The organism is Streptomyces sp. NPDC060035, assembly GCF_042736635.1.
Lineage (GTDB): Bacteria > Actinomycetota > Actinomycetes > Streptomycetales > Streptomycetaceae > Streptomyces.
Genome location: NZ_JBHWVO010000012.1, coordinates 159,925 through 185,058, shown reverse-complemented (window position 1 = coordinate 185,058; position 25,134 = coordinate 159,925). Strand labels below are relative to the sequence as shown.

The window sequence follows — 25,134 nt, the reverse complement described above, 5'->3', positions numbered from 1 at the left end:
GCGCCGCCCGTGATACCGACGTTGCGCAGGAAACTCCGACGGCTGGCACCGGCCGCCACGGGGGAAGTCTGCGAGATGCGAGAGGTGTTCGACGTGTATGTCATGTCCTGGCTCACCTTCGTTCCTGAGGTTGTCGGGATCTTGGCAAGCGCTTGTTACAGGCCGTCAGTTACTCGTGTATCCCGCATGTTTCTCTCCGTTCACCGCCCGTGCGGGCAATGGTCCAGACCTTGACATGGCCACATCTGATCCCTACCGTCACTGGGCAGCAGATTCAGAAACTCGCCCCATGTTCATGTACGAGAACATGGTGGAACGTCTGAACCCTTCGACGGGAAGGCACCCCCATGCGCACCCGCACACTGCTCCCCACCCTGCTGGCCACCGTGCTCGCCACCGGCGGCCTGTCCCTCGCCCTCGCCGGCAGCGCGGCGGCCGAGGCGGTCATCGACGTGAGCACAACGGCCCAGCTCAAGGCGGCGCTCTCCGCCGCAGCCCCCGGCGATACGATCCGGCTCGCAGACGGCACGTACACGGGCAACTTCAAGGCGACCGTCCCCGCCACCTCCTCCGCCCGGATCACCCTCACGGGCTCCGACAAGGCGGTCCTCACGGCCGGCGGCGGCTACGGACTGCACCTCAACGGCGCTTCCTACTGGACCGTGCGGGGCATCACCGTCACCGGCGGCCAGAAAGGGATCATGGCGGACGCCGCCAGTGGTGTCGTCATCGACGGCGTGACCGTGTACGACCTCGACATGGAAGGCGTCCACTTCCGTAAGTCCAGCAAGGACGGCGTCATCAAGAACTCCCGGATCTACGACACGGGGCACGACGGGCGCGGCATGGGCGAGGGCGTGTACGTCGGGTCCGCGGGCGACCTCTCCGACCGCAGTGACGCGGTCCAGATCCTCAACAACACCATCGGACCCGGCGTCGGCGGAGAGAACATCGACATCAAGGAAGGCACGACCGGGGCGCAGATCATCGGCAACACCTTCGACGGCAGCGGGCTGACCGGCGCCAACTACGACGACTCCTGGGTCGACGTGAAGGGGAACGACGTCCTGGTCGAGGACAACAAGGGTTCCCGCACGACGAACAACGGATACGAGACGCACAGCCAGCAGACCGGCTGGGGCTGCGGCACGGTGTTCCGCAACAACGCCTCGGACCTGACCGGCACCAGCGGCGACAAGCAGCTCGCCATCAACGTCACCAACCAGAGCTCCACCTGCCGCACGACCGTCCACAGCAGCAACACGGTCACCGGCGGCAAGGGACTGACGAACATCGCCGTCACGCCGTAGGACAACCCTGCTGCGGGACAGGCGCTGGAAGCATCGGGTTCGCAGAATCGTGTTCGCAGATACGAGTAAGGCCCGCCCCCCGAAGGGAGCGGGCCTTACCGACAAGCTCTACAGCTCTACAGCCGATGAGCGACTGGGGTCAGAGCGTCAGCTCTGGCCACCGGCCAGCTTCTCGCGCAGGGCAGCCAGTGCCTCGTCCGACGCCAGGGCGCCGGAGGTGTCATCGGACTCCGAGGAGTACGAGCCGCCGCCACCGCTGCCGCCGGAGGCAGCCGGGGCGCCGGCGGCCGGGGCAGCAGCGCCCTCGGCAGCGGCGGCCTCGTCGGCCTCGCGGGACTTGATGACCTGGGCCTGGTGCTGCTCGAAGCGCGTCTGCGCCTCGGCGTACTGGGTCTCCCAGACCTCGCGCTGAGCCTCGAAGCCCTCGAGCCAGTCGTTGGTCTCGGGGTCGAAGCCCTCGGGGTAGATGTAGTTGCCCTGGTCGTCGTACGACGCGGCCATGCCGTACAGCGTCGGGTCGAACTCGACCGAAGCCGGGTCGCCACCGAAGGCCTCGTTGGCCTGCTTCAGCGAGAGGCTGATGCGACGACGCTCGAGGTCGATGTCGATGACCTTGACGAAGATCTCGTCGTTGACCTGGACGACCTGCTCCGGGATCTCCACGTGGCGCTCGGCCAGCTCGGAGATGTGGACCAGGCCCTCGATGCCCTCGTCGACGCGCACGAACGCACCGAACGGAACGAGCTTGGTGACCTTACCGGGAACAACCTGCCCGATCTGGTGCGTGCGGGCGAACTGCTGCCACGGGTCTTCCTGCGTCGCCTTGAGCGACAGGGAGACGCGCTCGCGGTCCATGTCGACGTCGAGAACCTCGACGGTGACTTCCTGGCCGACCTCGACAACCTCGGAGGGGTGGTCGATGTGCTTCCAGGAGAGCTCCGAGACGTGCACGAGACCGTCGACGCCACCCAGGTCCACGAAGGCACCGAAGTTGACGATCGAGGAGACGACGCCGGAGCGGACCTGACCCTTCTGCAGGGTCGTGAGGAACGTCTGGCGCACCTCGGACTGGGTCTGCTCGAGCCAGGCGCGGCGGGACAGGACCACGTTGTTGCGGTTCTTGTCCAGCTCGATGATCTTGGCCTCGAGCTCCTTGCCCACGTAGGGCTGGAGGTCGCGGACACGACGCATCTCGACGAGGGAAGCCGGCAGGAAGCCACGGAGGCCGATGTCGAGGATGAGACCACCCTTGACGACCTCGATGACGGTACCGGTGACGATGCCGTCTTCTTCCTTGATCTTCTCGATGGTGCCCCAGGCACGCTCGTACTGAGCGCGCTTCTTCGAGAGGATCAGGCGGCCTTCCTTGTCCTCCTTCTGGAGAACCAGGGCCTCGATCTCGTCGCCGACCTTGACGACCTCGTTCGGGTCGACGTCGTGCTTGATCGAGAGCTCGCGGCTCGGGATGACGCCTTCGGTCTTGTAACCGATGTCGAGGAGAACCTCGTCCCGGTCAACCTTGACGATGATGCCGTCAACGATGTCGCCATCGTTGAAGTACTTGATCGTCGCGTCGATCGCCGCGAGGAACGCGTCCGCGTCGCCGATGTCGTTGACCGCAACCTGCGGAGTGGTGGCGGTGGTCTCGGTGCTGCTCGTCATGTGGGAAAGGGCTCCGGTACGGACAGAGAGTCGAAGTTACTGCTACGCCGAAAGCCCGTATCGCCTCTGAAGAAGCCGGACAGCCTTGAAAGCACCCCACCGGATTCCGGTAGGCGCCTCGACAACCGAGGGGACATACAACAGACGCGAGCGCGGCCTGCTAGGTCTGAAGCGCGCAGGCTCGCGACGCAACTTGTAGCATACGGGGGCAGCCGGAAGCGGTCAATGCGCGAAGGCGCACACGCGGGGCACAACACCCCATTCCCGGCACAACTCATGTTGTCCGAGGCCACATCGGCCAGGACACGGTTCCGCACGCACGCGGCCGTATTCACCCGTACAGCCCGGGTGGGCACCGTGTGCGGCGGGTGAAGGCAAACTACAACGACGGGCACGATGAGCCAAGAGATCCACGGGTCCGATCCTGAAGCGACTCGCCGGGAGGCCGGGGAATCGGAGAGCAGCCGGGCAAGTCGCGGCTGGTGGGACCGGAACGCCGACGAGTACCAGAGCGACCACGGGGCCTTCCTGGGGGACGACCGCTTCATCTGGGGTCCGGAGGGGCTCGACGAGGCCGAGGCGGGCCTGCTGGGCCCCGCACCCCGGCTGAAGGGCCTGGACGTCCTGGAGATCGGTGCCGGCGCGGCCCAGTGCTCACGCTGGCTGGCCGCCCAGGGCGCCCGCCCGGTGGCCCTGGACCTCTCCCACCGCCAGCTCCAGCACGCGCTGCGCATCGGCGACGACGTCCCGCTCGTGGAGGCCGATGCGGGCAGGCTCCCGTTCCGGGACGGCTCCTTCGACCTGGCCTGTTCCGCCTACGGGGCGGTGCCCTTCGTCGCCGACCCCGTACAGGTGTTCCGTGAGGTCCACCGGGTACTGAGGCCCGGGGGCCGCTGGGTCTTCTCGGTGACGCACCCCGTCCGCTGGGCGTTTCCCGACGAGCCGGGTCCGGAGGGGCTCTCGGTCGCCGCCTCCTACTTCGACCGTGTCCCGTACGTGGAGCAGGACGAGCAGGGCAACGCCGTCTACGTGGAGCACCACAGGACGCTCGGTGACCGGGTGCGCGATGTGGTGGCGGGCGGCTTCCGGCTGACCGACCTGGTGGAGCCCGAGTGGCCCGCCTGGAACAACCAGGAGTGGGGCGGCTGGTCCCCCCTGCGCGGCCACCTCATCCCCGGGACCGCGATCTTCGTGTGCGAGCGGGACCGCCGGACCTGGTGACGGGCCGGCGTACGAGACTGGGGGCGTGATCCGTACCGACGCCCTCGGCCAGTTGCCCGTACGCACCGCTGTGCCCGCTCTGGAGCGAGCACTCGACGACCGGGGGGTCGCGGTGCTCTGCGCACCGCCCGGGACCGGCAAGACGACCCTTGTACCCCTGGTCCTCGCCGGCCTCACCGGTGGCGGTCCGGTCCGCCGGGTGGTGGTGGCCGAGCCGCGGCGGATCGCGGCCCGGGCGGCGGCACGGCGGATGGCCTGGCTGATCGGCGAGCAGCCGGGCGGCCGGGTCGGCTTCACCGTGCGCGGTGAGCGGGTGGTGGGGCGCGACACGGTGGTCGAGGTCGTGACCACCGGGGTGCTGCTCCAGCGGCTGCAGCGCGACCAGGAGCTGGCCGGGGTCGATGTCGTGATCATCGACGAGTGCCACGAGCGCCATCTGGACGCGGACACGGTCGCCGCGTTCCTCCTCGACGTGCGGGAGGCGATCAGGCCCGACCTGCGTCTGGTCGCGGCGTCGGCGACGACGGACGCGGAGGGCTGGGCCCGCCTGCTGGGCGGCGCTCCCGTGGTCGAGGCGCAGGGTGTGTCCCATCCGGTCGAGGTGGTGTGGGCGCCGCCGGCGGGCTCCGTGCGCCCGCCGCACGGGATGAGGGTCGATCCGGCGCTGCTGACGCACGTGGCCGCCGTGGTGCGCCGGGCGCTCGCCGAGCGTGACGGCGATGTGCTGTGTTTCCTCCCCGGGGTCGGGGAGATCGGCCGGGTGGCCGGGCAGCTCGCGGGAGCGGCCGCCGAGGTGCTCCAGGTGCACGGGCGGGCCCCCGCGGCCGTGCAGGACGCGGTGCTGGCCGGGTCGTCGCAAGGGCGCCGGGTGGTGCTCGCGACGTCCGTGGCGGAGTCGTCGCTGACGGTGCCGGGGGTGCGGGTCGTCGTGGACTCCGGGCTGGCCAGGGAGCCGCGTACCGACCATGCGCGGGGTCTGAGCGCGCTCACCACCGTGCGGGCGTCCCAGGCGGCCGGACGGCAGCGCGCGGGCCGGGCGGGGCGCGAGGCGCCCGGCGCGGTGTACCGCTGTTGGGAGCAGGCCGAGGACGGGCGGCTTGCCCGGTTCCCGTCCCCGGAGATCAAGGTGGCCGATCTGGCCGCGTTCGCGCTGCAGGCGGCGTGCTGGGGCGATCCGGACGCCTCGGGGCTCGCCCTGCTGGATCCGCCGCCGGCCGGGGCGATGGGTGCGGCACGGGAGGTGCTGACGGCGGTGGGCGCGGTGGACGCGTCGGGGCGGGTGACGGACCGGGGTGTGCGGATGTCCCGTCTGGGACTGCATCCGCGTCTGGCGCGGGCCCTCCTGGACGGTGCGGACGAGGTGGGCGGGCGCCGGGCCGCGGAGGTCGTGGCGCTGCTGAGCGAGGAACCGCCGCGGGAGTACGGGGACGATCTGGCGGCCGCACTGCGTACCGCTCGGCGGGGCGGGGACGGCTATGCGGCGCGCTGGCGGCAGGAGGTGCGGCGGCTGTCGTCCTCGCTCGGCAAGGCCGGCAGCGGGGGTCCGGGCTCGGACGACGCGGCCGCAGGGCTGGTGGCGGCGCTGGCCTTCCCGGAGCGGGTGGCGCGGGCCCGGGGTGAGGGCGCGTTCCTGATGGCGTCGGGGACCGGGGCGGAGCTCCGGGACGGCTCGCGGCTGCGCAGCGCACCGTGGCTGGCCGTCGCGGTCGCCGACCGTCCCGCGCACGCGGCGTCCGCCCGGGTGCGGCTGGCGGCGGTCGTCGACGAGGACACGGCGCGGCTGGCGGCCGGGCATCTGCGGTTCTCCGGCGAGGAGGTCCGCTGGGTCGACGGGGATGTGGTGGCCCGTTCCGTGGAGCGGCTCGGGGCCATCGAGCTGTCGGTGCGCGCGCTGAAGCAGCCGGCGCCCGACCTGGTGCGGGGGGCGCTGCTGGACGGTCTGCGGCGCGAGGGCACCGGGCTGCTGCGGTGGACCCGCGACAGCGAGCAGCTGCGGCTGCGGCTCGCGTTCCTGTACCGGGAGCTGGGGGCTCCGTGGCCCGATGTGTCGGACGGCGCGCTGCTGTCGCGTACCGGGGAGTGGCTGGAGCCCGAGCTGTCGCGGGCGCGGCGCCGCTCCGATCTGGCGCGGATCGACGCCGGGCAGGCGGTGCGGCGGCTGCTGCCGTGGGCGACGGGCGATGCCGCCCGGCTGGATGCGCTGGCCCCGGAGCGGATCGAGGTGCCGAGCGGTTCGAGGATCAGGGTGGAGTACGGCGGTGAGCAGCCCGTCCTCGCGGTGAAGCTCCAGGAGCTGTTCGGGCTGCGGGAGACGCCTCGGGTGGCCGGGGTGCCCGTCCTGGTCCATCTGCTCTCCCCCGCCGGACGGCCTGCGGCGGTGACGGCCGATCTGGCGTCGTTCTGGCGGGAGGGCTACAAGGCGGTACGGGCCGAGCTGCGCGGCCGGTATCCGAAGCACCCGTGGCCCGAGGACCCGACGACGGTGGAGGCGACGCGCTTCACCTCGGCGCGGCTGCGGCGCGATTGAGGTCCGGTACTGCGCAGCAGACCCCCTGCCGCAGTGCGGCAGGGGGTCTGCTGTGTCGGCGGTACGGGTCAGGCGGCGGGCGCCGCGACCGTGAGCTCGACGACGAGCGTAGCGCCGCTCTCGGTGGTGAGACGCAGCAAGAAGGTGCCCGCGGTGTCGTCGGCGAAGATCTTCGGGAGCTTCAGGACTCCGTCGGCGTCGGCCTTCAGGTCCGTCAGGGTCCTGACCGCGTTGCCGTCCGCGTCCTTGAAGAAGGGCCCCTTGTCGTTCTCGGCGGGCGTCTCGCCGCCGGTGATCATCGTGGCTGTGACGGCGGTGCCGGCCACTCCGATGCCCTTGTACGTCGCCTTGACCTCGAGGGTGTCGGCGAACTCGGCGCCGGGGGCGGCCGTCAGGGCCTTCTCTTCGGTCCGGGCGATCGTGTCGGCCTGCCGGGCGGCGACGGCCGCCGCGTAGGCAAGGGTGAGCGGCTTGATGGTGCCCGCCAGGGCCGTCACCTTGAACTCGCCCGTCTTCTCACCCGCGTTGAGGACGGGGGCGGTGACGGTGCCGTCCGACGCGGTGGGCAGCGTGACCGTGCTCCGCCCGCCGGAGAAGCGGGCGTCGGTGTCGCCGGTGATCGTGAAGGTGACCGAGGCCTTGGCGAGCGGCGTGCCGAGCGTGTTCCTGGCCCGCACCTTGATGCGCTCGGCGAACGCCTCGCCCGCCGTGGCGGCGAGGGGGCCGGTGCCCGCGTTCTCGATGCTGCCCAGCGTCCGGGACGGCGTGGGAGTGGGTGCCGGCTTGGGGGGCGGCGTCGGCGACGGGCTGGGGGAACCGCTGCCGCCCGGCTCGGGCGGCGTCGGCGAGGGGCTCGGAGTCGCACCGCTGCCGGGCGAACCGGACGGGGGCGGGGTGGGGTTCGGCGACGAGCCGGAACCGGAGCCCGAGCCGGAACCGGAGCCGCTGCTGGTACCCGAGGGGAGAACACCCGTGCCGTCCGGGACCTCATGGGTGCCGCGCTTGTAGAACTCGAACCAGGAGCGCACCGTCCGCAGGTACTCCCGCGAGTGGTTGTAGCTCAGCACCGCCCGGTCGAGGTCCGCCGCGACGGCCAGATCGCGGGAGCCCGCACAGAGGTAGTGCCCGGCGGCCAGCGCCGCGTCGTAGATGTTGTTGGGGTCCTTGCGTCCGTCGCCGTTTCCGTCCTGGCCCCAGGTGGCCCAGGTCTGCGGGATGAACTGCATCGGGCCGACCGCGCGGTCGTGGGTCGAGTCCCCGTCGTACGCCCCGCCGTCGGTGTCCTTGATCAGCGCGAAGCCCTGGCCGTTGAGGGCCGGGCCGAGGATCGGGGAGAACGTGGTGCCGTTGGCGTCGACCTTGCCGCCGCGGGCCTGGCCGGACTCGACCTTGCCGATCGCCGCGAGGAGTTGCCAGGGCAGTCGGCAGGCCGCGTCGGTGCTCGCGAGGTCCTGCTGGGCCTTCTTGTACGCCGCCAGGATCGAGGCCGGTATGCCCGCTTCCGCACTGCCTGTGACCGGTAGATTGACGGACGAACCGGGCTTGTTGGGCGTGTTGAGCGGCGGCAGGTCCGTGTAGTACGGCGAGTTGCCGGTGGCCGCGCTGTCGCCGGGCGACGTGGAACCGGATGCTGCCGGGTCGCCACTGCCCCCGGCAAGTGGTGCGCCGGGGGCCTGCGAAGCGGAGAGAGCTGCCACAGCGACTGCAGCCACCGCAGTGGTGGTGGCCCCCCTGCGCAGCCGTCGGCCGAATTGCGCTGCCATACGTTCTGGTCCCTCCCCGTCGACGGCTGTTCGCGCTCCCCAGCGCGAGGACTCAGGCGACCCTACGGCAACTTGTGCGGCCCGAACACTGGCACATGACCGGTTCTTACTGATTTTTCACGAAGCTGTCAGCGCCTTGCACGACAGGTTCGGGCAGGTGATGAGGGCTCACGCATACTTGCCGTCATGCCGTTCACGCTCAGCCACGCCGCAGCCGTACTGCCGGGCATCCGCCGGTCCGGGACGGGCCGCGGTCCGCTGGTCGCCTCCGCGCTCGTCGCGGGTTCGTTCGCACCCGATATGACCTACTTCGCGGACACCGTCATCCCCGGGGCGATGGAATTCGGCGCAGTCACACACGCGGTGTGGGGTGTGTTCACGGTGGACGTGGTCATCGCCACGGTCCTGGTGGCGCTCTGGCTGCTGCTGCGCGAACCGCTCGTCGCGCTCATTCCCGCCGCGTGGCAGGGGCGTGTGCACACCTTCGTACGGGGCCGGCGGCGGGAACCCGGCGCGGTTCCGGCCCTGCCCGAAGCCATGTGGTTCGTCCTGTCCGCGGCCATCGGCGCGGGCACCCATGTCGTATGGGACGCCTTCACCCATCACGACCGGTGGGGCACAGAGCTGGTTCCCGCGCTCGGCCGCAGCATCGGCGGCTTCCCGGTGTTCCAGCTCGTCCAGTACGGGAGTTCGGCCGTGGCCCTGACGGTCCTGGCCTGGTTCATGTACACGGGCATGCGGCGGACCGGGCCGACGCCGGCCCCGGAGTCCGTACCGGTACTCGGCCGGGCGGAGCGCCGGTGGGCGTGCCTCCTGCTCGCCCTGTGCGTACTGCTCGGCATTGTCCACCGATGTGCCCGCTGGTACGCGTACTTCGGGCACATCAGCACACCGCTCGACATCATCCCGACCGCGTGCTTCGGGGCCGGGGCAGGTCTGGCGGTCGGACTCGTGCTGTACGGGGCGTGGATGCGGCTGCGGAAACCGCGCGGCCCCCGGCCGCCGGACAGGCCCGGTGCACGGACCCGTCCGGCGAACGAGGATGCCGTCTGAGGGCCCGCCCCTTCGACGGGGCCCTGCAGGCGGCAGCCGTGTCAGTGCGCGGCCGATTCCCAGTCCGCGCCCACACCGACCGAGACGTCCAGCGGGGCACGCAGCTCCACCGCCGTCGACATCTCGCGGCGCAGGATCTCCTCGACCTGCTCGCGCTCCCCCGGAGCGATCTCCAGAACGATTTCGTCATGGACCTGCAGCAGCATCCGTGACGTCAGCTTCGCCTCGGTCAGCGCCCGGTCCACCTGCAGCATCGCGACCTTGACGATGTCGGCGGCCGTGCCCTGGATCGGTGCGTTGAGCGCCATCCGCTCCGCCATTTCGCGCCGCTGGCGGTTGTCGCTGGTCAGGTCGGGGAGGTAGCGGCGGCGGCCGAAGACCGTCTCCGTGTACCCGGTGGACCTGGCCTCCTCCACGACGCGGTGCAGATAGTCACGGACCCCGCCGAACCGCTCGAAGTAGGTGTCCATCAGCCCGCGTGCCTCACCGGCCTCGATGTTCAGCTGCTGGGAGAGGCCGAACGCGGAGAGCCCGTAGGCCAGTCCGTACGACATCGCCTTGATCTTGCGGCGCATCTCCGCGTCGACGGCGGACTTGTCGACGCCGAAGACCTGCGAGGCGACCGTGGTGTGCAGGTCCTCGCCGGAGGCGAAGGCCTCGATCAGACCGGCGTCCTCGGAGAGGTGCGCCATCACCCGCAGCTCGATCTGGCTGTAGTCGGCCGTCATCAGCGTCTCGAAGCCCTCACCGACGACGAAGCCCCGGCGAATGGCCCGCCCCTCGTCCGTACGGACCGGGATGTTCTGCAGGTTCGGGTCGGTGGACGAGAGCCGCCCCGTCGCCGCGACCGTCTGGTTGAACGTGGTGTGGATACGGCCGTCCGCACCGACTGTCTTGACCAGACCCTCGACCGTGACCCGCAGCTTCGCCTGCTCACGGTGGCGCAGCATGATGACCGGCAGCTCGTGCTCGGTCTGCGCGGCCAGCCACGCCAGCGCGTCGGCGTCCGTCGTGTAACCCGTCTTCGTCTTCTTCGTCCTGGGCAGCGCCAGCTCACCGAAGAGAACTTCCTGGAGCTGCTTGGGCGACCCGAGGTTGAACTCGCGGCCCACCGCGGCGTGCGCCTCCTTCACCGCCTGCTGCACAGCGCCCGCGAACTGCTGCTCCATGCCTTCCAGATGGGTGCGGTCGGCGGCGATGCCGTGCCGCTCCAGCCGGGCCAGCAGGATCGAGGTGGGCAGCTCCATGTCGTGCAGCAGACCGGTGGCGCCGACCTCACCCAGCCGGACCGTGAACGCTTCGCCCAGGTCCAGGACCGCGCGGGCCTGCGCCATCAGGGCGTCGGCCTCGGCCCGGTCGTCCGCGCCGAACGCCAGCTGCCCGTCCGAGGACGCGGCGGGCGCCAGCTCACGGCCGAGGTACTCCACGGACAGGGCGTCCAGGGCGAAGGAACGGCGGCCCGGCTTGACCAGGTACGCGGCGAGCGCGGTGTCCATGGCGACACCCTCGATCTGCCAGCCGTGCTCGGGAAAGACCCGCATGGCGCTCTTCGCGTTGTGCAGGACCTTGGGCCGCTGCGGGTCCGCGACCCAGGCGGCGAACGCCTGCTCGTCGGCCTCGTCCAGCTGCGTCGGGTCGAGCCAGGCGGCGGCGCCGTCGGCAGCGGCCAGCGCGATCTCGGTCACGCTGCCGGTGCCCAGCGCCCAGGTGTCGACCGTGACGACGCCGAGCGGCTGCCCGCCGTGCGCCGCGAGCCACGACGCCACCTCACCGGAACCCAGCACCGAGCCGTCCAGCTCGACACCGGCCGCGGGCTCGGGCGCCTCGGCCTCCCCCGTGGCACCGGGGTCGACGGCCAGCAGCCGCTCGCGCAGGCTCGGGTTACGGATCTCCAGGACATCGAGCACCCCGGTGACCGCCGTGCGGTCGTACGGTGCCCGCTCGAGCTCCTGCGGGGTCTTCGGCAGCGCCACGTCCCGGACCATCTCGGTCAGCCGCCGGTTCATACGGACAGCGTCCAGATGGTCCCGGAAATTCTGCCCCGCCTTGCCCTTGACCTCCTCGGCACGCGCCACCAGATCCTCGAACGAACCGAACTGGTTGATCCACTTCGCGGCGGTCTTCTCGCCGACACCCGGGATGCCCGGCAGATTGTCCGACGGGTCGCCACGCAGCGCCGCGAAGTCCGGATACTGCCGCGGCGTGAGCCCGTACTTCTCCTCGACCTTCGCCGGGGTGAAGCGCGTCAGCTCGGAGACACCCTTGGTGGGGTACAGCACCGTGACGTTGTCCGTGATCAGCTGGAAGGAGTCCCGGTCACCGGTGACGATCAGCACCTCGAAGCCGGCCGCCTCGGCCTGCGTGGCCAGCGTCGCGATCACGTCGTCCGCCTCGAAGCCGTCGACCGCGAACCGGTCCGCGTGCATCGCGTCCAGCAGCTCACCGATCAGCTCGACCTGCCCCTTGAACTCGTCGGGGGTCTTGGAACGGTTCGCCTTGTACTCCGGGAACTCCTGCGAACGCCACGTCTTGCGGGACACGTCGAACGCCACCGCGAAGTGCGTGGGCGCCTCGTCGCGCAGCGTGTTCGCCAGCATCGACGCGAAGCCGTACACGGCGTTCGTCGGCTGCCCCGTACCGGTCGTGAAATTCTCCGCGGGCAGCGCAAAGAACGCCCGGTACGCCAGGGAGTGCCCGTCCATCAGGAGCAGGCGCGGTCGGTTGTCTGCCGTCTTCTTCGATGCCGTCTCAGCCACGCCCCCGATCCTGCCACGGACCACCGACAATGCGGACCGGCCGCCGCTCGTCCCCCGGTCGAGCACGGCTCGGGCGCACCCGTACCACGCGTCCCGCACAGGACCGCAGCACCCGGCCTCCCTCCGGACGCGACGGCAGCCGTGCGTGACAGGATCGAAGGCAGTCACATCACCCACAGGGAAAACGTGACAGGACGCCACGACGCGTACGGACGTATCGCGGGTTCGCAAGCGCTCGAAGGGGAGCACCATGGCCACCAAGCCCCCGACCGGTGACCCGGTCCAGGACGCGCCGCAGGTCGAAGCGGTCCAGCACGCCGCCGCGGGAATGACCGCCGTCGCCCACAGCCTGCTGATCGCCCAGCAGCAGATGGGGGTGCGACGCACCGCGCAGACCCTCCTCAAGGTCAACCAGAAGGACGGCTTCGACTGCCCCGGCTGCGCCTGGCCCGAGGGCGACAAGCGGCACACCGCCGAGTTCTGCGAGAACGGTGCCAAGGCCGTCGCCGAGGAAGCGACCCTGCGCCGCGTCACCCCCGACTTCTTCGCCGCACACCCCGTCGCCGACCTGGCCACCCGCAGCGGCTACTGGCTCGGCCAGCAGGGCCGCATCACGCAACCCATGTATCTGCCCGCCGGCGCCGACCGGTACGAGGCCGTGACCTGGGAACGCGCCTTCCAGGTCCTCGCCGAGGAACTCACCGCGCTCGGCTCCCCCGACGAGGCGCTCTTCTACACCTCCGGCCGCACCAGCAACGAAGCGGCGTTCCTGCTCCAGCTCTTCGCCCGCGAGTTCGGCACCAACAACCTGCCGGACTGCTCCAACATGTGCCACGAGTCGTCCGGATCCGCACTCACCGAGACCATCGGCGTCGGCAAGGGCAGCGTCAGCCTGGAGGACCTCCACCACGCCGACCTGATCATCGTCGCGGGGCAGAACCCGGGCACCAACCACCCCCGGATGCTCTCCGCCCTGGAGCAGGCCAAGGCCTCCGGAGCGAAGATCATCTCGGTGAACCCGCTGCCCGAGGCGGGCATGGAACGGTTCAAGAACCCGCAGACCGCCCGCGGCATGATCAAGGGCGCAGCCCTCAACGACCTCTTCCTGCAGATCCGCATCGGCGGCGACCAGGCCCTCTTCCGGCTGCTCAACAAGATGATCCTCGACACCGAAGGAGCCGTCGACACCGACTTCGTCGCCGGACACACCCATGGATACGAGGAGTTCGCCGAAGCGGCCCGCGCCGCGGACTGGGCGCAGACACTCACCGCCACCGGCCTGGACCGCGCCGATATCGAAGAGGCGCTCGCCATGGTCCTCGCCTCGAAGCGCACCATCGTCTGCTGGGCCATGGGCCTGACCCAGCACAAGCACTCCGTGCCGACCATCCGGGAAGTCGTCAACTTCCTCCTGCTGCGGGGCAACATCGGCAGGCCCGGCGCCGGCGTCTGCCCCGTGCGCGGCCACTCCAACGTCCAGGGCGACCGCACCATGGGCATCTTCGAACGGCCCTCGACCGCCTTCCTGGACGCCCTGGACAAGGAATTCGCCATCACTTCGCCGCGCCACCACGGCTACGACGTCGTACGGTCCATCCAGGCGCTGCGCGACGGCGACGCCAAGGTCTTCTTCGCCATGGGCGGCAACTTCGTCGCCGCGACACCGGACACCACCGTCACCGAAGCGGCGATGCGCCGCGCACGGCTCACCGTGCACGTGTCGACCAAGCTCAACCGCTCCCACGCCGTGACCGGCACCCGCGCCCTGATCCTGCCCACACTGGGCCGCACCGACAAGGACATCCAGGCCGGGCAGAAGCAGTTCGTCACCGTCGAGGACTCCATGGGCCTGGTCCACTCCTCCCGCGGCAACCTCACCCCCGCGAGCCCCCACCTGCTCTCCGAACCGGCGATCGTCGCCCGGCTCGCCCGCGCCGTCCTCGGCCCCGCCTCCACGACGCCCTGGGAGGAGTTCGAGAAGGACTACGGGACGATCCGGGACCGCATCTCACGCGTCGTACCCGGCTTCGAGGACTTCAACGCCCGCGTCGCACACCCGGGCGGCTTCGCCCTCCCCCACGCCCCCCGCGACGAACGCCGCTTCCCCACCGCCACCGGCAAGGCCAACTTCACCGCCGCGCCCGTCGAATACCCCGAGCTCCCCGAAGGCAGGCTGCTGCTGCAGACCCTGCGCTCCCACGACCAGTACAACACCACGATCTACGGCCTCGACGACCGCTACCGCGGCATCAAGGGCGGCAGGCGCATCGTGATGGTCAACCCCGAGGACGCCCGCACGCTGGGGCTCGCCGACGGCTCGTACACCGACCTCGTCAGCGAGTGGAAGGACGGCACCGAGCGCCGCGCACCGGGCTTCCGTGTCGTCCACTACCCGACCGCACGCGGCTGCGCCGCCGCGTACTACCCCGAGACCAACGTGCTCGTCCCGCTCGATGCCACCGCCGACACCAGCAACACCCCGGCCAGCAAGTCCGTCGTCATCCGCTTCGAGAAAGCCTGATCCCACCGCGGCTAAGCGTTCGCTCAGCCGTCTGGTAAGAACAGTGCACACAGCAACGAACGACCGCAGACGAACGGAGCCGGACCCCATGGGCGAGCACACCGCACCCACGTTCCCCCAGGAGATCATCGACGAGTACGCGGCACTCGGCGTCGACCTACCCGCACTCTTCTCCGCCGGACACCTCGGCGAGCGCATGGGCGTGCAGATCATCGAGGCCTCCGCCGAGCGCGTCGTGGGCACCATGCCCGTCGAAGGCAACACCCAGCCCTACGGGCTGCTCCACGGCGGCGCCTCCGCCGTCCTCGCCGAGACGCTCGGCTCCATCGGCACCATGCTCCACGGCGGCGCCACCAAGATCGCCGTCGGCGTCGACCTGAACTGCACCCACCACCGCGGGGTCCGCAACGGCCTCGTCACGGGCGTCGCCACCCCCGTACACCGTGGCCGGTCCACGGCCACGTACGAGATCGTCATCACTGACGAGCAGGACAAGCGGGTCTGCACGGCCCGCCTCACCTGCCTGCTCCGCGACGTACCGCGCCCCGCGGCCGACTGAACCACCTGCCCCAACACCCCCTGCCCGGCCCGGAGAACGCACCGCATTCCGGACCGGGCAGACCCATATCCGGGGAGGGAGACGAATGTTGACCGACACTCTCGGTCAACACCCTTGACCACGGCGCACGTTCCATGAGCCACTTCAGCAGCGCGGCGATCACCGCAGCGAATCGAACGCATCACCCAGATGTAACACTGCGTAACAAGTGTGCAATACACGAAAAAGACCGCGCGCCGCGCCCCCATCTCGGAGGGACAGCCTCGCCGCGCCCCTTGCGCCCCGGTTCGTGCGACAGCACCAAGATCGCCTCAAGCGCCTTAGCAGAGCTGCACGTTCTCAGCATGCGGTCATTTCACAAGCCGTAAATGTCCACACTGCGCCCACCAACCCTTCCCCATGGCATAACAAGACAGTCACATCATCAGCGGACTTGTCCCGCACCCCCTCACCTGCCCTTAGAGTCACGGCCAGTCACCGCGCCGCCGGGCGCGTCGCTGCACGGCCCTGTATCGACCAGTACGGCCCGGCGAATCCACGGCACCTCATGCAGAGGAGGCCGCGCCAGGGAAAGGACCTTTCGTGCGACACCGTTCTTTGATCATCCTCACCACAGTGCTCACCACCGGTGCACTCACCCTCACCGCCTGCGGATCGCGCGACGACAGCGGCAAGAACGACGGCAGCGGCAGCAAGACCACCGTCGTCATCGGCGTCGACGCCCCGCTGACCGGCTCCCTCTCCGCACTCGGCCAGGGCATCAAGAACTCCGTTGACCTCGCCGCCAAGACGGCGAACAAGAACAACGAAGTCCCGGGCATCGAGTTCAAGATCGAAGCCCTCGACGACCAGGCCGTGCCCGCCTCCGGAAAGGCCAACGCAGCCAAGCTCGTCGGCAACAAGGACGTCATCGGAGCCGTCGGCCCGCTGAACTCCGGCGTCGCCCAGTCGATGCAGGGCGACTTCGACAAGGCCGGCCTCGTCCAGGTCTCCCCCGCCAACACCAACCCGGCCCTCAGCCAGGGTGACAACTGGGGCAAGGGCGACTTCAAGCGCCCCTTCGCGACGTACTTCCGCACCTGCGCCACCGACGTCGTCCAGGGCAAGTTCGCCGCCCAGTACCTGTACAACGACGCCAAGAAGAAGAAGGTCTACGTCGTCGACGACAAGCAGACCTACGGCGCCGGCCTCGCCGCCATCTTCTCCGCGGAGTTCGAGCGCCTCGGCGGCAAGGTCGTCGGCACCGACCACGTCACCGTGAAGGAGACCGACTTCTCCAGCACCGCCGACAAGGTCAAGGGCTCCGGCGCCGACTCCGTCTACTTCGGCGGCCAGTACCCCGAGGGCGGCCTTCTCTCCGACCAGATCAAGAAGACCGGCGCGAAGATCCCCACCATGGGTGGCGACGGCATCTACGACCCCGCCTTCATCAGCGCCTCCGGTGAGGCCAACGAGACCGACCTCGCCACCTCCATCGGCTACCCGGTCGAAGCCCTCCCGACCGCCAAGAAGTTCATCGCCGACTACGCGGCAGCCAAGTACAGCGACCCGTACGCGGCCTACGGCGGTTACTCCTACGACGCAGGCTGGGCCATCATCCAGGCCGTCAAGGCCGTTGTCGCCGCGAACGACGGCAAGCTCCCCGAGGACGCCCGCGCCAAGGTCGTCGAGGCCATGGCCAAGGTCTCCTTCGACGGCGTGACCGGCAAGGTTGCCTTCGACGAGTTCGGTGACACCACGAACAAGCAGCTCACCGTCTACGAGGTCCAGAAGGGTGCCTGGAAGGACGTCAAGAGCGCCACGTTCGAGGACTGAACCGCTTAATCCCCGTCCCACCTGCTCATAACCGCGCGAGGGCGAAAACAGCGCCCTCGCGCGGTGTCATATCCGACAAGCTCATCGGAGGCCCTGCGGTGAACGAACTGCCGCAACAGCTGGCCAACGGTCTCGCACTCGGCGCGCTCTATGGCCTCATAGCCATCGGGTACACCATGGTGTACGGGATCGTCCAGCTCATCAATTTCGCCCACGGCGAGATCTTCATGATCGGGGGCTTCGGCGCCCTCACCACCTACATGGCGCTCCCCAGCGGAACGTCGCTTCTGGTGGCCATACCCCTCATGATCGTCGGCGGCGCAATCGCCTCCGTCGCCATAGCCACAGCCGCGGAACGCTTCGCATACCGACCACTGCGCGGCGCCCCCCGGCTCGCCCCGCTCATCACCGCGATCGGCCTCTCGATCGTCCTGCAGCAGCTCGTCTGGGGCTTCTACCCCGACGCGAAGAAGCCCCTCAGCTTCCCCGAATTCCACGGCGGCTCCTTCCAGCTGTTCGACAACCTGTACATCCAGCGCGCCGATGCCTTCATCCTCGTCCTCGCGCCCCTGTGCATGCTCGCCCTCGGCATGTTCGTCTCCAAGAGCCGCAGCGGCCGCGCCATGCAGGCCACCGCGCAGGACCCCGACACGGCGAAGCTCATGGGCATCAACACCGACCGCATCATCGTGATGGCCTTCGCCATCGGAGCCGCGTTCGCAGCCGTCGCAGCCGTCGCCTACGGAATCGACAAGGGCCAGATCGGCTGGGAAATGGGCTTCCTCCTCGGACTCAAGGCCTTCACCGCCGCAGTCCTCGGCGGGATCGGCAACATCTACGGAGCCATGGTCGGCGGAGTCGTCCTCGGCCTCGCCGAAGCCCTCTCGATCGCTTACATCGAAGAGATCCCCGGCATGCAGCAGCTCGGCGGCGGCGCCTGGGCCAACGTCTGGGCCTTCGTACTTCTCATCGTCGTCCTCCTCGTGCGGCCACAAGGCCTGCTCGGCGAGCGCGTCGCGGATCGGGCGTGAGTGCCATGACAACCGACACCACCAAGACCACCGCCGCCGTTCCGGTCGGCATCGGCTCCCGGACCGCCGGCCTGCGCCGCCTCACCGCCCTCGGCGGCATCGCGACCATCGCCAGCACCTTCATGTCCTGGACCTACACCGACGAATTCCCCGGCGACCTCACCGTCTACGGCTACCCCGGCGGCCTCCAGGTCCTCACCCTCGTCGCAGGCATCCTCGTACTCCTGTACGCACTCGCCGCCCTCGACATCCGAGGCCTCCGCTGGCTCGCCCCCACCGGCACCACCAAGGCCCTCCAGCTCCTGGCCCTCGGCGCCTTCGCCACCACCTGGTTCACCGTCATCGCCATCACCGTCGACCTCGGTGGCGTGGTCAACCTCGAGCCCGGCGGCTTCGTCGCAGCGGTGGCCTCCGCCATCCCCCTCGTCGCATTCCGCCTGCCCGACGACACCCGCAAGGCAACGCGCCCCAAGGAACTCCCCTCCTGGGCCGAGATCCTCATCATCGTCGCCGCCTTCGGAACCGGCCTCTTCGTCGTCACCTACGGCATCGACACCGAATACGCCGAACTCTTCACCGGCTACATGATCACCGCAGGCTTCGCCGTCGGCGCCCTGTTCAAATCCGGCATCATGGCCCGGCTCTCGGTACTCACCACCAAGTACCGCCCCATCGCCGTAGCCGCCGCATTCGTCGCCGCCGCGGCATTCCCCTTCACCCAGAACACCGACCAGTACACCCTCATCGCGGTCAACATCCTCATCTTCGCGACCGTCGCACTCGGGCTGAACATCGTCGTCGGCCTCGCCGGGCTCCTCGACCTCGGTTACGTCGCGTTCCTCGGTGTCGGCGCCTACACCGCCGCACTCGTCTCCGGAACCACCGCCTCCGCCTTCGACGTCCACTTCCCCTTCTGGGCAGCGGTCCTCACCGGAGCAGCCGTCTCCCTGATCTTCGGCGTCGTCATCGGAGCGCCCACCCTGCGCCTCCGCGGCGACTACCTCGCCATCGTCACCCTCGGTTTCGGCGAGATCTTCCGCATCACCGTCGGCAACCTCGACGGCGTATCCGGGCCCCAGATCACCAACGGCCCCAACGGCGTACCCAACGTCCCCGACCTCGTCTTCTTCGGATACGACTTCGGCGACTCCCACACCGTCCTGGGCTTCGAACTCGGCGGATACGCCAACTACTACCTGCTCATGCTGCTCGCGATGATCCTCGTGGTCCTCGTCTTCAGCCGCGCAGGCAGCTCCCGTATCGGCCGCGCCTGGGTCGCCATCCGCGAGGACGAGACCGCCGCCACCGCCATGGGCATCAACGGCTTCCGCGTCAAGCTCATCGCCTTCGCCCTCGGCGCCACCCTCGCCGGCCTCGCCGGCACCGTCCAGGCACACGTGCAGAGCACCGTCGTCCCGGAGATGTACGTCTTCGCCGGCCCCGTGCCGCCCAACTCCGCCTTCCTCCTCGCCGCAGTCATCCTCGGCGGCATGGGAACGATCAGCGGACCCCTGCTCGGCGCCACGCTCCTGTACATGATCCCGGCGAAGCTGCAGTTCCTCCAGGACTACCAGCTCCTCGGCTTCGGCCTCGCGCTCATCCTGCTGATGCGCTTCCGCCCCGAAGGCCTCATCGCCAACCGGCGGGCCCAGCTCGAGTACCACGAGACCGGCCAACTCGACACGCCCGAGGGCACATTGCCCGAATCCGGCGTCGGCACCGTGAAGGCGGGGGCGTGAACGACATGACGACCACCACCGCAACCACCACGCCCGTGCTGGACGCCAGCGGCGTCACCATGCGCTTCGGCGGCCTCACCGCCGTACGCAACGTCGACCTCACCGTCAACGCGGGCGAGATCGTGGGCCTCATCGGCCCCAACGGCGCGGGCAAGACCACCTTCTTCAACTGCCTCACCGGTCTCTACATCCCCACCGAGGGCAAGGTCCGCTACAAGGGCACCGTCCTGCCCCCCAAGCCCCACCTCGTCACCCAGGCCGGCATCGCCCGCACCTTCCAGAACATTCGGCTCTTCGCCAACATGACCGTCCTGGAGAACGTCCTCGTCGGACGCCACACCAGGACCAAGGAAGGCCTCTGGTCCGCCCTCGTGCGCGGCCCCGGGTTCAAGAGGGCCGAAGCCGCCTCCCACGCACGCGCCATGGAACTCCTCGAGTTCATCGGCCTGCAGGACAAGGCCGACCACCTCGCGCGCAACCTCCCCTACGGAGACCAGCGCAAGCTGGAAATCGCGCGCGCCCTCGCCAGCGACCCCGGCCTCCTCCTCCTGGACGAGCCCACCGCCGGCATGAACCCGCAGGAAACCCGGGTCACCGAAGAGCTCATCTTCGCCATCCGGGACATGGGCATCGCCGTGCTCGTCATCGAGCACGACATGCGCTTCATCTTCAACCTCTGCGACCGCGTCGCCTGTCTCGTCCAGGGCGAGAAGCTCGTCGAGGGCACGCCCTCCGTCGTCCAGAGCGACGAGCGAGTCGTCGCCGCCTACCTCGGCACGCCCTTCGAGGCCGACACCCCCGAGAAGGCCGACACCCCCGCCCAGGCACCCGAGGCTGAGGCCGAGCCCAAGGCCGCGGCCGCGGCAACCCCCGAGGCCGAGGCCGAAGCGACCCCCGAGGCCGAGGCCGCGCCTGAGGCCGAAGCCGAGGCGGAGGCCGCACCCGAGGCCGAGGAGGCCCGGGCCGAGGCAGCAACGCCCGAGTCCGAAGTCGTCGCGGCGGACAAGGCACAGCGCACCACCAGCACAGAAGGGGAAGGCCAGTGACCGCACTGCTCGAGGTCGAGGACCTCAGGGTCGCCTACGGCAAGATCGAAGCCGTCAAGGGAATCTCCTTCAGCGTCGAAGCCGGCCAGGTCGTCACCCTCATCGGCACCAACGGTGCGGGCAAGACCACCACCCTGCGCACCCTCTCCGGCCTCCTCAAGCCCTCCGGCGGCCGGATCCTCTTCGACGGGAAGCCCCTCAGCGGCATCCCCGCCCACAAGATCGTGGCTCTGGGCCTCGCCCACTCCCCCGAGGGCCGCCACATCTTCCCCCGCCTCACCATCGCGGAGAACCTCCAGCTCGGCGCCTTCCTCCGCACCGACAAGGCAGGCATCGAGAAGGACATCCAGCGCGCCTACGACCTCTTCCCCATCCTCGGGGAACGCCGGAAGCAGGCCGCGGGAACCCTCTCCGGCGGCGAGCAGCAGATGCTCGCCATGGGACGCGCACTCATGTCCCAGCCCAAGCTGCTCATGCTCGACGAGCCCTCCATGGGACTTTCGCCGATCATGATGCAGAAGATCATGGAGACCATCGTCGAGCTCAAGGCGGCGGGCACCACGATCCTGCTCGTCGAGCAGAACGCCCAGGCGGCCCTCTCCCTCGCGGACCAGGGCCACGTCATGGAGGTCGGCAAGATCGTCCTCACCGGCACCGGCAGCGACCTGCTCCACGACGAGTCGGTCCGCAAGGCCTACCTCGGCGAGGACTGACACCCTCCGCTCCCGCACGCGAAAGAGGCCCGTACCCCGATCGATCCGGGGTACGGGCCTCCTTCATAGGTCCGTACGGGGCTACTCGGCCGCCTTCTTCTTCTCCTCGGCGTCCTCGATCAGCGCCTCGGCGAGCTGCTGCATGGACAGCCGGCGGTCCATCGACGTCTTCTGGATCCACCGGAACGCGGCGGGCTCGGAGAGGCCGTAATCCGTCTGCAGAATGCTCTTCGCCCGGTCCACCAGCTTCCGGGTCTCCAGCCGCTGAGAGAGGTCGGCGACCTCGTTCTCCAGCGCCTTCAGCTCCGAGAACCGGGACACGGCCATCTCGATGGCCGGCACGACGTCGCTCTTGCTGAACGGCTTCACGAGGTACGCCATCGCGCCGGCATCCCTGGCCCGCTCGACGAGGTCGCGCTGCGAGAACGCGGTGAGCATCAGCACGGGGGCGATGGACTCCTCCGTGATCTTCTCGGCGGCGGAGATCCCGTCCAGTACGGGCATCTTCACGTCGAGGATGACCAGGTCCGGCTTGTGCTCCCGGGCGAGCTCGATGGCCTGCTGCCCGTCGCCGGCCTCACCGACGACCGAGTATCCCTCCTCCTCCAGCATCTCCTTGAGGTCGAGACGGATGAGCGCCTCGTCCTCGGCGATGACGACACGGGTCGTCAGCGGCGGGACGTGCGACTTGTCGTCGTCGGCGGCGTCTACGGGCTGGGGCGACTCGGGGGTGGTCACGGGGCTCCTCGGTATGGGGCAGATACTGCTCCCACGAGCCTACCTACCTGCCGCGCCCATTGGTCACCAGGTACACTTCTGACCGGCTACCAAGCCGGGTTGGCGCAACTGGCTGACGCGGAGGTCTCAAACACCTCTGTCCGAAAGGACATGTGGGTTCGAATCCCATACCCGGCACAACAAACAAAGCGGATGTTCACGTTCTCGTGAACATCCGCTTTGCGTTACGCAAGGCGACTCGCAGTAACTCATGGTGGTCATATGAACTTCCATGGACCTGAAGTCCGGCACAGGGCAGTCGCAATGCTCCGGAACGGTGTCAGGAATGCCGATGTGGCCCGCAAGCTCAACATTCCCACAGGCACCATCAGCTACTGGAAGCACATGGACCGCGCCAAGCGCGGAGAGTGCCCCGGAGCCCATCGTTATCCCTGCCCTCGATGCGACGGAGAGCTGGACCAGGCCGCTTACGCCTACCTTCTCGGCCTCTATCTCGGAGATGGGCACATCATCCAGAACAGAGCCATGAAGACGCCCAGCCTGTCCATCACCTGCGCCGATTCCTGGCCCGGCCTCATGGACCGGTGCGAGAGCGCCATGCGCACCGTCTTCCCCGAAAACTCCGTGTGCCGGGTGCGTCGGAAGGGGTGTCGCGAGGTGAAGATGTACTCCAAGCATCTGTGGTGTCTTTTCCCCCAGCACGGTCCCGGCAGAAAGCACGAGCGCCCGATCATCCTCGAACCATGGCAGCAGGAAATCGTCGACGCCCACCCCTGGGACTTCATCCGCGGCCTCATCCATTCCGACGGCTGCCGGAACATGAACTGGACGACCCGGATGGTCGGCGGCGTACGGAAGCGGTACGAGTACCCGCGGTACTGGTTCACCAACGTCTCGGACGACATCCGGGAGCTCTACACGGACACCCTCGACAAGCTCGGCATCGAGTGGACCCACTGCACCCGCGCGGGCAAGAAGTACAACGTCTCCGTCGCCCGACGGGCATCCGTCGCGCTCATGGATGCTCACGTCGGGCCGAAATACTGAGTTGAGCCGCCCTACTTCGGGCTGTCGTCCTCGCCGATGTGGTGCACCCGCACCAGGTTCGTCGAGCCCGCGACTCCGGGCGGGGAGCCGGCCGTGATCACGACGACGTCCCCCTTCTGGCAGCGCCCGATCCGCAGCAGTTCCTCGTCCACCTGCGCCACCATCGCGTCCGTCGAGTCCACGTGCGGCCCGAGGAACGTCTCCACGCCCCACGTGAGGTTCAACTGTGCACGGGTGGCCTCGTCCGGAGTGAAGGCCAGGAGCGGGATCGGGGAGCGGTAGCGGGAGAGACGCTTGACCGTGTCGCCGCTCTGGGTGAAGGCGACCAGGAACTTGGCGCCCAGGAAGTCGCCCATCTCGGCTGCCGCGCGGGCGACCGCGCCGCCCTGGGTGCGGGGCTTGTTGCGGTCGGTGAGCGGCGGGAGGCCCTTGGCGAGGATGTCCTCCTCGGCCGCTTCGACGATGCGCGCCATCGTGCGGACCGTTTCGATCGGGTACTTGCCGACACTGGTCTCGCCGGAGAGCATCACCGCGTCCGTGCCGTCGATGATCGCGTTGGCGACGTCGGAGGCTTCGGCACGGGTGGGGCGGGAGTTGTCGATCATCGAGTCGAGCATCTGCGTGGCGACGATGACCGGCTTGGCGTTGCGCTTGGCGAGCTTGACGGCGCGCTTCTGGACGATCGGGACCTGTTCCAGGGGCATTTCGACGCCGAGGTCTCCGCGGGCGACCATGATGCCGTCGAAGGCGGCGACGATGTCGTCGATGTTCTCGACGGCCTGGGGCTTTTCGACCTTGGCGATGACGGGGAGGCGCCGACTCTCCTCGTCCATGATGCGGTGGACGTCGTCGATGTCGCGTCCGCTGCGTACGAAGGAGAGGGCAATGATGTCCGCGCCGGTGCGCAGGGCCCAGCGGAGGTCGTCGATGTCCTTTTCGGAGAGTGCGGGGACGGAGACGGCGACGCCGGGGAGGTTGAGTCCCTTGTGGTCGGAGACCATGCCGCCTTCGATGACGGTGGTGTGGACGCGTGGTCCGTCGACCTGGGTGACTTCGAGGGTGACGCGGCCGTCGTCGACGAGGATGCGTTCGCCTGCGGTGACGTCGGCGTTGAGGCCGGCGTAGGTGGTTCCGCAGGTGTGGCGGTCACCTTCCATCGGTTCGACGGTGATGGTGAAGTCGTCGCCGCGTTCAAGGAGTACGGGGCCTTCGGCGAAGCGTCCGAGGCGGATCTTCGGGCCTTGAAGGTCGGCGAGGATTCCTACGCTGCGTCCGGTCTCTTCGGATGCTTTGCGTACGTGGTGGTATCGCTCTTCGTGTTCGGCGTAGGTGCCGTGGCTGAGGTTGAGGCGGGCGATGTCCATTCCCGCTTCGACCAGTGCCTTGATCTGGTCGTATGTGTCGGTTGCGGGTCCCAGGGTACAAACGATTTTCGCTCGGCGCATGGTTCGAGCCTAGACCTTACCTACGGGTAGGTATTTGCCCCTGCGTGACTCCTCAACAACCTTTGAGTGAAAGCTTATTGACAAGTGTTGAATTGTGCAGCGGGTCGCTCCGATGAGCGTCCGGCTGGGGCTGCGCCGGGGTGCGCGGGCCCGTGGTCATCAGATCGAAACCTGCACGGGGTGTTGCG

General features: G+C 69.0%; 17 protein-coding genes and 1 tRNA gene. 13 read left to right on the top strand and 5 right to left on the bottom strand.

The genetic code is table 11. The annotated features are described in order from the left end of the window. Positions 1-347: 347 nt before the first annotated feature. Positions 348-1,310 carry a right-handed parallel beta-helix repeat-containing protein gene (locus ACFWBQ_RS20795; protein ID WP_385490917.1) on the top strand — a complete coding sequence of 321 codons (963 nt, stop codon included), beginning with the start codon at positions 348-350 and terminating at the stop codon, positions 1,308-1,310. Between the two features lie 147 nt (positions 1,311-1,457). Here the strand turns inward: ACFWBQ_RS20795 and rpsA are convergent, their stop codons facing one another. Then, positions 1,458-2,972, bottom strand: a complete 1,515-nt coding sequence (rpsA, locus tag ACFWBQ_RS20790) for a 30S ribosomal protein S1 (RefSeq protein ID WP_385490914.1) — start codon at positions 2,970-2,972, stop codon at positions 1,458-1,460. A gap of 396 nt (positions 2,973-3,368) precedes the next feature. On the opposite strand from rpsA, the gene ACFWBQ_RS20785 reads away from it, so the two are divergent. Together ACFWBQ_RS20785 and hrpB are read left to right on the top strand one after the other, a co-directional pair. Beyond that, complete coding sequence (locus tag ACFWBQ_RS20785) at positions 3,369-4,193, top strand: class I SAM-dependent methyltransferase (protein ID WP_385490912.1); 825 nt, start codon at positions 3,369-3,371, stop codon at positions 4,191-4,193. Positions 4,194-4,218: 25 nt separating this feature from the next. Beyond that, a complete protein-coding gene (hrpB, locus tag ACFWBQ_RS20780) occupies positions 4,219-6,720 on the top strand; it encodes an ATP-dependent helicase HrpB (protein WP_385490909.1) in 2,502 nt (833 codons plus the stop codon). A gap of 68 nt (positions 6,721-6,788) precedes the next feature. On the opposite strand, the gene ACFWBQ_RS20775 is transcribed toward hrpB, so the two are convergent. Continuing rightward, positions 6,789-8,483 carry a lytic transglycosylase domain-containing protein gene (locus ACFWBQ_RS20775; RefSeq protein WP_385490906.1) on the bottom strand — a complete coding sequence of 565 codons (1,695 nt, stop codon included), beginning with the start codon at positions 8,481-8,483 and terminating at the stop codon, positions 6,789-6,791. Positions 8,484-8,669: 186 nt separating this feature from the next. Between ACFWBQ_RS20775 and ACFWBQ_RS20770 the strand changes: the two genes are divergently transcribed. Next, complete coding sequence (locus ACFWBQ_RS20770; protein ID WP_385490903.1) at positions 8,670-9,536, top strand: DUF4184 family protein; 867 nt, start codon at positions 8,670-8,672, stop codon at positions 9,534-9,536. A gap of 41 nt (positions 9,537-9,577) precedes the next feature. Here ACFWBQ_RS20770 and polA read toward each other — a convergent pair whose 3' ends face one another. Next, complete coding sequence (polA, locus tag ACFWBQ_RS20765) at positions 9,578-12,292, bottom strand: DNA polymerase I (protein ID WP_385490900.1); 2,715 nt, start codon at positions 12,290-12,292, stop codon at positions 9,578-9,580. A 250-nt stretch (positions 12,293-12,542) separates the two neighbouring features. On the opposite strand from polA, the gene ACFWBQ_RS20760 reads away from it, so the two are divergent. The 7 genes from ACFWBQ_RS20760 (at position 12,543) to ACFWBQ_RS20730 (ending at position 21,716) form a co-directional block, all read left to right on the top strand. Continuing rightward, positions 12,543-14,813 (top strand): FdhF/YdeP family oxidoreductase, encoded by a 2,271-nt coding sequence (locus tag ACFWBQ_RS20760; protein ID WP_385490898.1) that lies wholly within the window; start codon positions 12,543-12,545, stop codon positions 14,811-14,813. An 88-nt stretch (positions 14,814-14,901) separates the two neighbouring features. Then, entirely contained in the window at positions 14,902-15,372 is a 471-nt protein-coding gene (locus tag ACFWBQ_RS20755; RefSeq protein ID WP_385490894.1) for a PaaI family thioesterase, read from the top strand. Positions 15,373-15,954: 582 nt separating this feature from the next. Further along, positions 15,955-17,187 carry a branched-chain amino acid ABC transporter substrate-binding protein gene (locus ACFWBQ_RS20750; RefSeq protein WP_385490891.1) on the top strand — a complete coding sequence of 411 codons (1,233 nt, stop codon included), beginning with the start codon at positions 15,955-15,957 and terminating at the stop codon, positions 17,185-17,187. Positions 17,188-17,285: 98 nt separating this feature from the next. After that, complete coding sequence (locus tag ACFWBQ_RS20745; protein WP_385490888.1) at positions 17,286-18,218, top strand: branched-chain amino acid ABC transporter permease; 933 nt, start codon at positions 17,286-17,288, stop codon at positions 18,216-18,218. 5 nt (positions 18,219-18,223) lie between these two features. After that, a complete protein-coding gene (locus ACFWBQ_RS20740; RefSeq protein WP_385491073.1) occupies positions 18,224-19,957 on the top strand; it encodes a branched-chain amino acid ABC transporter permease in 1,734 nt (577 codons plus the stop codon). Between the two features lie 5 nt (positions 19,958-19,962). Then, a complete protein-coding gene (locus ACFWBQ_RS20735; protein WP_385491071.1) occupies positions 19,963-21,003 on the top strand; it encodes an ABC transporter ATP-binding protein in 1,041 nt (346 codons plus the stop codon). Continuing rightward, the gene (locus ACFWBQ_RS20730; RefSeq protein ID WP_385490885.1) at positions 21,000-21,716 is read left to right on the top strand and encodes an ABC transporter ATP-binding protein; all 717 of its coding nucleotides are present in this window, start codon (positions 21,000-21,002) and stop codon (positions 21,714-21,716) included. The genes ACFWBQ_RS20735 and ACFWBQ_RS20730 overlap by 4 nt, the downstream gene beginning before the upstream one ends. Positions 21,717-21,797: 81 nt before the next feature. On the opposite strand, the gene ACFWBQ_RS20725 is transcribed toward ACFWBQ_RS20730, so the two are convergent. Further along, positions 21,798-22,454 (bottom strand): response regulator, encoded by a 657-nt coding sequence (locus ACFWBQ_RS20725; protein WP_329212156.1) that lies wholly within the window; start codon positions 22,452-22,454, stop codon positions 21,798-21,800. A gap of 93 nt (positions 22,455-22,547) precedes the next feature. Between ACFWBQ_RS20725 and ACFWBQ_RS20720 the strand changes: the two genes are divergently transcribed. Together ACFWBQ_RS20720 and ACFWBQ_RS20715 are read left to right on the top strand one after the other, a co-directional pair. After that, positions 22,548-22,631: transfer RNA gene (locus tag ACFWBQ_RS20720), tRNA-Leu, on the top strand. A gap of 84 nt (positions 22,632-22,715) precedes the next feature. Next, the gene (locus tag ACFWBQ_RS20715) at positions 22,716-23,501 is read left to right on the top strand and encodes a helix-turn-helix domain-containing protein (protein WP_385490882.1); all 786 of its coding nucleotides are present in this window, start codon (positions 22,716-22,718) and stop codon (positions 23,499-23,501) included. An 11-nt stretch (positions 23,502-23,512) separates the two neighbouring features. Here the strand turns inward: ACFWBQ_RS20715 and pyk are convergent, their stop codons facing one another. After that, positions 23,513-24,946, bottom strand: coding sequence for a pyruvate kinase (pyk, locus tag ACFWBQ_RS20710; protein ID WP_385490879.1), 1,434 nt, complete (start codon positions 24,944-24,946; stop codon positions 23,513-23,515). Positions 24,947-25,134 lie beyond the last annotated feature (188 nt).

Coding starts and splice junctions, on each gene's coding strand:
- ACFWBQ_RS20740 (WP_385491073.1), top strand. CDS start 18,224: ATGACAACCGACACCACCAAGACCACCGCCGCCGTTCCGGTCGGCATC.
- ACFWBQ_RS20735 (WP_385491071.1), top strand. CDS start 19,963: ATGACGACCACCACCGCAACCACCACGCCCGTGCTGGACGCCAGCGGC.
- ACFWBQ_RS20775 (WP_385490906.1), bottom strand. CDS start 8,483: ATGGCAGCGCAATTCGGCCGACGGCTGCGCAGGGGGGCCACCACCACT.
- ACFWBQ_RS20770 (WP_385490903.1), top strand. CDS start 8,670: ATGCCGTTCACGCTCAGCCACGCCGCAGCCGTACTGCCGGGCATCCGC.
- ACFWBQ_RS20760 (WP_385490898.1), top strand. CDS start 12,543: ATGGCCACCAAGCCCCCGACCGGTGACCCGGTCCAGGACGCGCCGCAG.
- ACFWBQ_RS20715 (WP_385490882.1), top strand. CDS start 22,716: ATGAACTTCCATGGACCTGAAGTCCGGCACAGGGCAGTCGCAATGCTC.
- pyk (WP_385490879.1), bottom strand. CDS start 24,946: ATGCGCCGAGCGAAAATCGTTTGTACCCTGGGACCCGCAACCGACACA.
- ACFWBQ_RS20795 (WP_385490917.1), top strand. CDS start 348: ATGCGCACCCGCACACTGCTCCCCACCCTGCTGGCCACCGTGCTCGCC.
- ACFWBQ_RS20785 (WP_385490912.1), top strand. CDS start 3,369: ATGAGCCAAGAGATCCACGGGTCCGATCCTGAAGCGACTCGCCGGGAG.
- rpsA (WP_385490914.1), bottom strand. CDS start 2,972: ATGACGAGCAGCACCGAGACCACCGCCACCACTCCGCAGGTTGCGGTC.
- ACFWBQ_RS20755 (WP_385490894.1), top strand. CDS start 14,902: ATGGGCGAGCACACCGCACCCACGTTCCCCCAGGAGATCATCGACGAG.